Consider the following 9928-nt stretch of genomic DNA (forward strand, 5'->3'; position numbering starts at 1 on the left):
GAGGACACTACATGCACATGCATTCAATGCACGTGAATTTAATGTGAACTCATTAAGTTCCGCTGCAACTGCTACACTGCCCTGGTGAGCACCGCCTCGGACCCCGAGCTCGTCGACGCCTGGCGCACCCTTCTCGCCCGCCAGGCCGCGACGGCCTGCGCGCTGGACCGCGAGCTCAATGAGCGGCACGGTCTGGGAATGAGCGAGTTCGAGGTGCTGGAGCGCCTGGTGGAGGGCACCGCGGGGGACTGCGCCGCCTCGCTCCGGGTCCAGGAACTGGCCACCTCGGTCCACCTCAGCCAGAGCGCGCTGTCCCGGCTGATCGCCCGCCTGGAGAAGGCCGGCCTGGTCGAGCGCTCCATGTGCCCCGAGGACCGCCGCGGCGTCTCGGTCTGCCTCACCCCGGCCGGCCGCGACCGCCACACCGACGCCGTCCCCACCCACCGCAGCGTCCTCGCGGAGATGCTGAGCGGCTGACTACTACGTCCGGCGTAGAGCTGACATGACCGCCTCGAACGGCCGAGCGGAGATCAGCCCCGCGCGCCGGCCCGCTGGGCGGTGGCGGCCTCGCGCTGGGCGGCCCGGACGGCCTCCTCGACGCAGCTCTCGGCGCAGGCGTCCGGCATCGCCGGGTGCCGTCCGATGATGATCACGCCCAGCACGATGCAGACCAGGCCGACGGCCTCCCCGGCCAGCGCCCCGGGGGTCAACCGCAGCCGGTCCCCGAGAAAACCCACCCCGCAGGCGATCCCCGCCAGCGGCTGGGCGGCGGTCAGCGCCGGCAGCGACATCCGGAGCGGGGCCGACTCGAACGCGCTCTGGACCAGGATCAGGCCGATCACCCCGATCGCCACCACGGTCCAGGTCTGCCAGCTGCTGAACAGCAGCGCGAGGCCGCCGTGCGTGAACCGCTGTCCGGCGGTGCGCGTCAGCGCGTCCTGCAGGCCGTAGAGCAAGCCCGCGGCCAGCGCCAGCAGAGTGGCCTCCTCGAACAGCGGCAGCCGCCTGGCGATGGAGACCAGCAGCAGGGCGACCCCGGCCACCACCCCGAACACCAGCCAGTGCCGCAGCACCCCGGCCTCGGTCCCGCCGCCGGTCGGCTCCCCGCTGGTGATGAAGACGGTCACGCCAGCGGCCAGCAGCAGCACCCCGCCCCAGCCCGAGCGGCCCAGCCGCTGGCCGGTGATGGACCGCGCCAGCAGCATGGCGAACAACAGATTGGTCGCGAGCAGGGGTTCCACCAGCGAGATCCGTCCGGCTGACAGCGCCATCGCGCTGAGCACCTGGCCGCCGACCATGAAGGCGATCCCGAGCAGCCACTCCGGCTGCCGCATCAGTCGCAGCAGCAGGCGGTAGGACAGGATGTCGGAGCGCGGTGCGCGCTGCGCCGCGTGCTGCTGGAGCACAAAGCCGAGTCCCAGCAGACATGCCGCGCCCACACCGAGCAGAAACACCGTCACGAAGTGTTCACCCCACGTCCCAGCGCGTCCTGACCAGCCAGAAGTCCTGCACTCCGCCTGCCCACGACGGGTCCGTCCATACGCTCGCGGGGACGCGGACGTTTCGGACACCGTCTGTTGCCGCGAAGCCTAGCGCGGCCAGCTGGGAATGGCCTGCGCGTCAACGCAAATCACAGCCGGCCACGGAAAGCTTCAGGAGCCTCTCAGACGGGATGCGGAAACCCCTCAGAAGAGCACACGCAATCCCGGTGCGAACACCAGTGCCAGCGGTGCGCTCAGTGCGGCCAGGGTCGCCGCCGTGAGCCGCAGCCGCCGGGCCACCGGCAGCCGCGGCTCACCGGCGAGCAGCCGCTCCACCCGTCCGGGGACCTGGTCGAGCAGCCCGGGGCAGTGCGGGACGGGGCCGTGCGCGGTGTTCAGCTCGACCAGGGCGACGGCGGTGGCGAGCCGCCCGTGCCGCCGCGCGGCCGAGTCGTCGGCGGAGAGCTCCACCAGCCTGCCGACCTGCTCGCGGAACAGCCGGAAGATCCCGGCGCCGGGGAAGCCGTTGTTGAGCGCCTCGGCGCACTGCAGCAGCCAGTGGTGCCTGGCCCGAACGTGTCCGCGCTCGTGTTCCAGCACCGCGGCCAGCTCACGGTCGCTCAGCCGGTGCAGCGCACCGGTGGTGACCACCAGACGGGTGGCCGGGCCGGGCAGGGACCAGGCGTTCGGCTTGGCGCTCTCCAGCACGACCAGCCGCTCGGCCGCCGCCGGGCGGCGGACCCGCTCCAACCCCGAGGGCAGCTCCGGGGCCCGCAGCCGCAGCTCCCGCAGCCGGTGCCGGCGCAGCGCCCGCGCCGAGCGCACCTCGGCGCCCAGCGCCAGCGCGGTACGGGCCCCGCCCACGGCGAGCAGGGCGGCGACGGCTATGGCCCAGGGGCGGGAGAGCGGGATCCCGTAGGCGGCCTCAACGCCGCGCGGCGCACCGGAGAACAGCAGGGTCCGCACCTCCGGCCAGGCCGCGGCCGCGGTGAGCAGCAGCGCCAGACCGCAGCAGAGCAGGGCGGCCACCACCAGGCACTGCCAGGCCCACAGCGCCAGCACCGGTTCGCGCTCGGTCCAGCGTGCCCGTGCCAGCAACCGGGGACCGGCGGTGGCCAGGACCACGCCGAGCAGCAGTAGGGCGGGCAGCGCGTTCAACCAGACCTCCGCAGGAGGGACCGCAGGACACGCGACACTGCGTGCGCCCCCAACGTATGCGGCGCCGGCCTGCCTCGGCAGCGGATTGCAGCAGGCGTGACGCACGCCACCCCGCGTGCTCCCGAGGCCGGCGGGAGCGGCTGGTCACATGGCCAGCAGCATGGTGAACATGCCCATCCCCAACACCATCCGGCAGGCCTGCGGCAGCTCCGGCGCGCCCAGCAGCCGGCTCGCGACCGATCCACGCTGCGGTGCGCCGAGCCCTGCGGGTGCGGCTGCGGGCGCGGGCGCGGCGATCAGCCGGGCCCCGGCCAGCACCGCGTAGCCGCCGAAGAACACCAGTAGCGCCCCGGTGACCAGGGGCGAACCGACACCGGCGGACATCCCGGCCATGCCGGGCATCGCCGCGCTGGTCCCGGCCCCCGCCGCCGTCGCCACGGCCATGTAGACCATCGCGAGGTGCCCCACCCCGTGGTAGAGGTGGTGCCCCCGGTGCCCCCCGGACTCCCTGCCCCCGGACGCCCCGCCCCCGGGCAGCAGGCCCGCTCCGAGCGACCACACCGCCGCGACCCCGAAGAGCACCACCCACACCGCGAGTGGTACCTGCCGTCCCAGCCCCAGCGGCACCGCCATCGCCGCCATGCCCAGACCCTTGAGCGCCTCCGAGGCGTCGAGCTCGCGCTCGGCCCGGGAGGCGGTCCGCCGGACCAGTCGGACCAGGCAGTAGAGTCCTGTCGCTCCCATCAGTCCGGTCAGCAGCCATCCGACGGCGGCGGGACCATGCATCCGGTCTCCCCTCGAGTCCTGCTCCCACCATGACGCTGAGTGGCGGAGAACTACAGGGCGCAACAGGGGGCGCACAAGCGCAGTGTCCGCAGCCGGGTCTCAGGGTCGTCCCCTGTGCGCGCCCTGAGTCTCGACGTACTCCCAGTGGAGTACACCGGCCTTTTCCTGCCTCTGCGGGACTACGAGGCCGGTGGGGCTGAATCATCCCCGGGTCTGTCTTCCGGCGGGACGGAGATCGTTAGGTTGGGTAGGCCCGAGCCCCCAGGCCGCAGCACAGAGCACCACCGCCTCGGAGGCCAAGCATCCAGAAGCAGGAACGAGACCTCGACCATGGGCCGACTCATCCGCATCCCCCGGCAGCGCACGGCCAGCGGTCGAAGGGGCACAGCCGGCGCGACCCCCCCGCCGCCGCGCGCCGTCATCGTGTCGGCGAGTGTGGGCGCCGGGCATGACCGGGTTGCGGAGGAGCTCGCCGCGCGGCTGGAGGAGGCCGGGGTCGCCGTGGACCGGCACGACTTCCTGGACCTGATGCCCGGTTCGACCGGCCGGGTGTTCGTCGGCTCGTACCACGGCATGATCTCGCGGGCCCCGTGGACCTGGAAGCTGCTCTACGGCGGGATGGACAACCCGCGGATGGCCGGCATCCAGGCCTCCCTGTTCACCGCTCTCGCCGGACGCAGCATCCGCAGGGCCGTCCAGGGCGACACCACCCGCATGGTCATCGCGACCTACCCGCTGGCCAGCCAGGTCCTGGGCCGACTGCGGCAGCGCGGCAAGGTCAGCACCCCGGTGCACACCTATCTCACCGACTTCTCGGTGCACCAGCTCTGGGCCGCCCCCGGCGTGGACGCGCACATGGCGCTGCACCAGGTCGCCGCCACCCAGGCCCGCGCGGTGGGCTGCGCGGACGTCTCCGTGGTCGCCCCGCTGGTGGACCGGCGGTTCACCCCGGCTACGCCGGAGTCCCGCTTCGCCGCCCGGGCCCGCTGGGGCCTGCCGCAGGACGCCAGGCTGGCGCTGCTGGTCGGCGGCTCCTGGGGCGCGGGAGAGCTGGAGCGCACCGTCGCGGACGTCGAGGCGGCCGACCCCGGCATCACCTGCGTCGTGGTCTGCGGCCGCAACGAGGGACTGCGCGAGCGTCTGCTCGCCGCCGGGGTCAAGCACGCCCACGGCTGGGTGGACGACATGCCGAGCCTGATGCACGCCGCCGACGTGCTGGTGCAGAACGCGGGCGGGATGACCGTGCAGGAGGCCGTCGCCAGCGCCCTGCCTGTGGTGACCTACCGCTCGATACCCGGGCACGGACTCACCAACGCGGCCGCGTTGGACGAGGCCGGCATAGCGCGCTGGGCCCGCCACTCCGGCGAGCTCGCCGCCGCCCTGGCCGGCGCCCTCTCGGACCGCGTCATTCCCATCTCGGCGGCCCGCCGCCCCGGCGTGGACGCCGTCCACATGCTGCTCGCATCCGCGGGCCTGGACTGCCTCGCGGCGGCCTCGGCCGACGCCGCCGGCGACCCGGCCGCGGTCTCTGCAGGAGTCGCCCTCCCGGTCCCCGCGACCGTTTCCGCAGCCGTCCCCGCCACTATGGAGTCCGTCCGTTGAGCCGCGTCGTCAAGGCAGCCGCCGCCCTCGCCGGGGGCCTGGCCCTCGCGCATGCCGCGCCGGCCGTCACCGCCGTCCAGCCGCTGGAAACGCTGCGCACCCGACTGCTCCCCGGCTACGGGGGGCAGGGCGCTCCCGACCACATCGCGCTGACCTTCGACGACGGCCCCGACCCGCTCTCCACTCCGCGCTTCCTCAGCCTGCTGGAGAACCGGGGGGTGAAGGCGACCTTCTTCCTGCTGGGCTTCATGCTGGAGCGCGACCCCGGCCTCGGCCGCGCGATCACCGATGCCGGGCACGAGATCGCCGTCCACGGCTACCTGCACCGCCCGATGGTGCTGCGCACCCCTGGTCAGACCCGCGACGACCTCACCCGCGCCCACGCCCTGGTCACCGACGCGACCGGGGAGACCCCGCGCTGGTACCGGCCGCCGTACGGCGTCGCCACCACCTCCGCGCTGGTCACCGCGCGCGGCCTGGGGATGCGTCCGGTGCTGTGGACCAGCTGGGGCGCGGACTGGCGCGCGGGCGCCACCGGCAGCTCCGTCTTCGACACGGTCACCCGCAATCTGCGCGGCGGCGGCACCGTCCTGCTGCACGACTCCGACTGCACCTCGGCCCCGGCCTCCTGGACCGCGACCCTCAGCGCGCTGCCGCGCCTGCTGGACCACTGCGAGGAGCAGGGCTGGAAGGTCGGCCCGCTCGCGGAGCACGGACTGTAGTCACCCCCCACATGTTCAACGGCACCCCGGCCCAACGGCCGGGGTGCCGTTCTGCGTGATGGGACCGGTCGGGCGAGAGTGGTCTGTGAGGTGTGCCATTTCTGCTCCGCCGATCTTCCCTTGAACAGAAGAACCTTCTGTATATACGGTGTCTTAACAACAGTTCCTTCGGTACAGGCAGGGTTGTCATGCAGAATTTCTCGCCCGAACTCCCTTCGGCAGTCGGCCCTGCCTGGACGCGGCTCAAGGAGGCCGTCGAGGCGATCCGTCCCCTGCAGTCCAAGGACGGCTCCATCGACCTCAACTCCCGCGGCGCCGGTACCCGCGACGAGGCCGACTCGCTGCTCGCCGCCATCACCGGCGCGGTACGCGACCTCGCCCCGCACTTCGCGCACGACGCCGCCTACCTGGACGCCGTCGTCACCGACCTGGACCGCTGGCGCGCCTCGGGCTACGCCGTGCCCGACTTCCTGGACTCGCTGCTCGCCTTCCAGCCCGCGGCGCAGCGCGAGGACGGGTTGCTCCACCTGGTCCTCTTCCCGATGTACACCCAGAACGGCAACCCGGACCGCAACATCGAGGCCGTGCTGCTCACCGTCGTCTGGCCGGACTGGCTCGCGGAGCTGGAACGCACCCGTTTCGACAACCCGATGTTCGTACCGATCACCTTCATCGACTTCACCTCGGGGTACGACACCAACTCCGCGGTGCTGTTCCCGGAGACCGTCGCCGTCCGCGAGGCCCCCGAGCGCTTCACCTGGGGCGGCATCTTCTGCGACCGTGAGGCCGCCCGCTTCCGCGCGGTCAGCGGCGCCGCCGTCGGCGCCCTCGGCCTGGAGATCCCCGCCGACGCCGCCGCGCTGCTCGACGACCAGAAGCTCTCCCAGGAGACCTTCGTGCTGTGGGACCTGATTCACGACCGCACCCACAGCCACGGCGACCTGCCGTTCGACCCGTTCATGATCAAGCAGCGCAGCCCGTTCTGGATGTACGGGCTGGAGGAGCTGCGCTGCGACCTCACCGCCTTCAAGGCCGCCGTCCAGCTGGAGAAGGAGGGGCAGCCCCACTCCGGTCCGATGGGCCGCAATGTCCAGTACGCCATCCTCTTCGACCGGATGTTCCGCTTCCCGGTCAGCGGTGGCCGGGTCCGCAACTACGACGGCCTGGGCGGCCAGCTGCTCTTCGCCTACCTGCACAAGCACGACGCGCTGCGCTGGACCGACAACCGGCTGCGGATCGACTGGGACCGCGTCGCCGAGGTCACCACCGACCTCTGCACCGAGATCGAGACGCTCTACCGGGACGGCATCGACCGGCCCAAGACCGCGCACTGGATCGCTGCCTACCAGCTGGTCTCCCGCTACCTGACGCCGCACCCCGCCTCGGTCTGGGCCAAGGGTCCGGACGCGCTGCCGCTGACCGAGCACAGCGACGCCAAGTCGCTCAACAAGGCCCTGTGCGACGCCGTCCTGCCGGACGAGTTCCCGCTCAGCATGTTCTTCGAGGCCCTGTCCAAGAAGCTCTCCGGGGTCATCGCCTCCACCACCGGGATCACCGGCACCAGCGAGCTCCGGAGCGCGGCATGACCCCCACCCGTAGCCCCCTGCCGATGCAGGGACGCGTCGTCGCCGTCGCCGGCGCCACCGGCTCCGCAGGCCGGGCGACCGTGCGTGCCCTCGCCGCCGCGGGCGCCACCGTCGCCTGCGCCGGGACGGACCCGCGCCGACTCGACGCGCTGCTCGACGCCACCCGCCGGGCGGTCCCCGGCGCCACCGTCGTCGGCCAGGTCCTCGACCTGCTGGACCCGCAGGCCGCGGGGGACTGGTCCGACCACATCGAGGCCGAGTACGGCACCGTCGACGGGCTGATCCACCTCGTCGGCGGTTGGCGCGGCAGCAAGAAGTTCACCGACATCGACCTGTCGGACTGGGACTTCCTGCACGACCAGCTGGTCCGCACCCTCCAGCACACCACCCTCGGCTTCCACGACGCGCTGCTGCGCAGCCCGCGGGCCCGCTTCGCCGTCGTCTCGGCGGCGGGCGCCGCCAAGCCCACCGCCGGCAACGCCTGCTACGCGACCGCCAAGGCCGCGGCCGAGACCTGGACGCTGTCCCTCGCGGACTCCTTCCGCACCCTCGTTGCGGCAGAGGCTGCGACTTCTACCGACGAGCCCGAGCGCGCGGCGGCTACCATCCTGGTCATCAAGGCCCTGGTGACCGACGAGATGCGGGCAGCCAAGCCCAACGCCAAATTCGCCGGCTTCACCCATGTCGACGACCTGGCCGACACCATCACCGACCTGTGGAACCGACCCGCAGCCGACCTGAACGGACAGCACCTGTGGCTGACGCCCCGATGACCGAAGCCGCCGCTACCGGCACTACCGCTACGGATGCACAGCGCCGCCACGACCCCTCGGTGCGCGGCTTCGCCAGCGACAACTACGCCGGCGTCCACCCGGAGGTCCTCGCCGCGCTCGCCCTCGCCAACGGCGGCCATCAGATCTCCTACGGCGAGGACGAGTACACCGCCCACCTCCAGGACGTCTTCCGCAGTCACTTCGGCGAGCGGGCCGAGGCCTTCCCGGTCTTCAACGGCACCGGCGCCAACGTCGTCGCGCTCCAGGCGCTGCTGCCGCGCTGGGGAGCGGTGGTCGCCGCCGAGACCGCGCACATCAATGTCGACGAGTGCGGCGCCCCGGAGAAGATCGCGGGCATCAAGCTGCTCACCGTCCCCACCCCGGACGGGAAGCTCACCCCCGAGCTGATCGACCGCCAGGCCTGGGGCTGGGGCGACGAGCACCGCGCCCAGCCGCTCGCCGTCTCCATCGCCCAGAGCACCGAGCTCGGCACCCGCTACACCGCCGAGGAGATCCGGGCGATCTGCGACCACGCCCACGAGCGCGGCATGCTGGTCCATGTCGACGGCTCACGCCTGGCCAACGCCGCAGCCTCGCTGGACCTCCCACTGCGCGCTTTCACCACGGACGCGGGCGTGGACGTCCTCTCCTTCGGCGGCACCAAGAACGGCCTGCTGATGGGCGAGGCCGTGGTGGTGCTCAACCCGGACGTGGTGAAGAACATCCTCTTCCTGCGGAAGATGTCGATGCAGCTCGCGTCGAAGATGCGGTTCATCTCGGTGCAGTTCGAAGCGCTGCTGAGCGGCGACCTCTGGCTGCGCAGCGCCGGCCACGCCAACGCGATGGCCCGCCGCCTGGAAACCGCCGTCCGCGACATCGACGGCGTCGAGGTCGTCCGCCCGGTCCAGGCCAACGCGGTCTTCGCGATCCTCCCGCGTGAGGTCAGCGAGCGCCTCCAGAAGAGCTACCGCTTCTACTTCTGGAACGAGCACACCGGCGAGGTCCGCTGGATGACCGCCTTCGACACGACCGAAACCGACATCGACGCCTTCGCGGCGTCCATCGCGGAGGAGATGGGCAGGCGCTGAGCCTGCCGTCCGTCGCCACTGGCCCCGGGGCTCGAAGCCCCGGGGCCAGTGGCCTCTCGGGGCCAGTAGCTTGGGCCCCGAGACGATCACCCTCTCGGCGGCGGAGCCCGGGCTGGCGCTGCGACCCTGGCGCGCGGATGATCTGCCGTCGCGGAGTGGGCTCTCCAGCAGGTGGGCGCCGAGGGGCATCTGCACGTCCGTGGGTCCACGATTTGACGCAAGCAGGACGTCCGCGTAGTGTCCTTCGAGTTGCCCTGCTCAGCGCGGTGGCGGCAAAACCCCCGATGAGATGGTGTGGCTCTGTTTTGCCATGCCCGAATTCGGGAATGCGGCGGAATTGGCTTGGATCGAGGAATTCCGCTAGAGTTTCACTCGTCGGAACGGGCCGGAAACGGTCTGGTACGGTGGGAAACGAAGGAAGCGCCCGGAGGGCTGGTGTGAAAGCCGCTCGAAGGAAGCGTCCGTACCTTGAGAACTCAACAGCGTGCCAAAAGTCAACGCCAAATGTTGATACCCCGTCCGCCTGCAATTCTGTGGGTGGTCGAGGTTCCTTTGGGAAACTGTTTTAAAACACTAGCGAGGACGCAGTGCGCGAGGTCGGCTATTCCGTCGGCTGTCGTGCCGCTCTTGCGTGATGACATTCACGGAGAGTTTGATCCTGGCTCAGGACGAACGCTGGCGGCGTGCTTAACACATGCAAGTCGAACGGTGAAGCCCTTCGGGGTGGATCAG

The 9928-nt window shown here is 71.5% G+C and carries 9 protein-coding genes and 1 rRNA gene; 7 read left to right on the top strand and 3 right to left on the bottom strand.

Translation table 11 applies throughout. The features are described 5' to 3' along the window. Nucleotides 1-84 precede the first annotated feature (84 nt). Entirely contained in the window at nucleotides 85-477 is a 393-nt protein-coding gene (locus ABH941_RS07180; protein ID WP_370127738.1) for a MarR family winged helix-turn-helix transcriptional regulator, read from the top strand. A 53-nt stretch (nucleotides 478-530) separates the two neighbouring features. Here ABH941_RS07180 and ABH941_RS07185 read toward each other — a convergent pair whose 3' ends face one another. The 3 genes from ABH941_RS07185 to ABH941_RS07195 all read right to left on the bottom strand — a co-directional run bounded on the left by ABH941_RS07185 (nucleotide 531) and on the right by ABH941_RS07195 (nucleotide 3425). Next, nucleotides 531-1460, bottom strand: a complete 930-nt coding sequence (locus tag ABH941_RS07185) for a DMT family transporter (protein WP_370127739.1) — start codon at nucleotides 1458-1460, stop codon at nucleotides 531-533. Nucleotides 1461-1685: 225 nt separating this feature from the next. After that, the gene (locus ABH941_RS07190) at nucleotides 1686-2639 is read right to left on the bottom strand and encodes a M56 family metallopeptidase (protein WP_370127740.1); all 954 of its coding nucleotides are present in this window, start codon (nucleotides 2637-2639) and stop codon (nucleotides 1686-1688) included. Between the two features lie 144 nt (nucleotides 2640-2783). Then, the gene (locus tag ABH941_RS07195; protein WP_370127741.1) at nucleotides 2784-3425 is read right to left on the bottom strand and encodes a DUF5134 domain-containing protein; all 642 of its coding nucleotides are present in this window, start codon (nucleotides 3423-3425) and stop codon (nucleotides 2784-2786) included. A gap of 330 nt (nucleotides 3426-3755) precedes the next feature. Between ABH941_RS07195 and ABH941_RS07200 the strand changes: the two genes are divergently transcribed. The 6 genes from ABH941_RS07200 to ABH941_RS07225 all read left to right on the top strand — a co-directional run. Then, nucleotides 3756-5027 carry a glycosyltransferase gene (locus tag ABH941_RS07200; RefSeq protein WP_370127742.1) on the top strand — a complete coding sequence of 424 codons (1272 nt, stop codon included), beginning with the start codon at nucleotides 3756-3758 and terminating at the stop codon, nucleotides 5025-5027. Beyond that, the gene (locus ABH941_RS07205) at nucleotides 5024-5749 is read left to right on the top strand and encodes a polysaccharide deacetylase family protein (RefSeq protein WP_370127743.1); all 726 of its coding nucleotides are present in this window, start codon (nucleotides 5024-5026) and stop codon (nucleotides 5747-5749) included. Before ABH941_RS07200 ends, ABH941_RS07205 begins: the two co-directional genes overlap by 4 nt. Nucleotides 5750-5937: 188 nt before the next feature. Continuing rightward, nucleotides 5938-7335, top strand: coding sequence for a DUF6421 family protein (locus ABH941_RS07210; RefSeq protein WP_370127744.1), 1398 nt, complete (start codon nucleotides 5938-5940; stop codon nucleotides 7333-7335). Next, nucleotides 7332-8108 carry an SDR family NAD(P)-dependent oxidoreductase gene (locus ABH941_RS07215; protein WP_370127745.1) on the top strand — a complete coding sequence of 259 codons (777 nt, stop codon included), beginning with the start codon at nucleotides 7332-7334 and terminating at the stop codon, nucleotides 8106-8108. Before ABH941_RS07210 ends, ABH941_RS07215 begins: the two co-directional genes overlap by 4 nt. Further along, nucleotides 8105-9196, top strand: a complete 1092-nt coding sequence (locus ABH941_RS07220; protein ID WP_370127766.1) for a low specificity L-threonine aldolase — start codon at nucleotides 8105-8107, stop codon at nucleotides 9194-9196. The genes ABH941_RS07215 and ABH941_RS07220 overlap by 4 nt, the downstream gene beginning before the upstream one ends. Nucleotides 9197-9836: 640 nt before the next feature. After that, a 16S ribosomal RNA gene (locus ABH941_RS07225) occupies nucleotides 9837-9928 on the top strand; the annotation flags it as partial.

This window comes from Streptacidiphilus sp. EB103A, assembly GCF_041261405.1.
In the GTDB taxonomy this organism is placed as follows: domain Bacteria; phylum Actinomycetota; class Actinomycetes; order Streptomycetales; family Streptomycetaceae; genus Streptacidiphilus.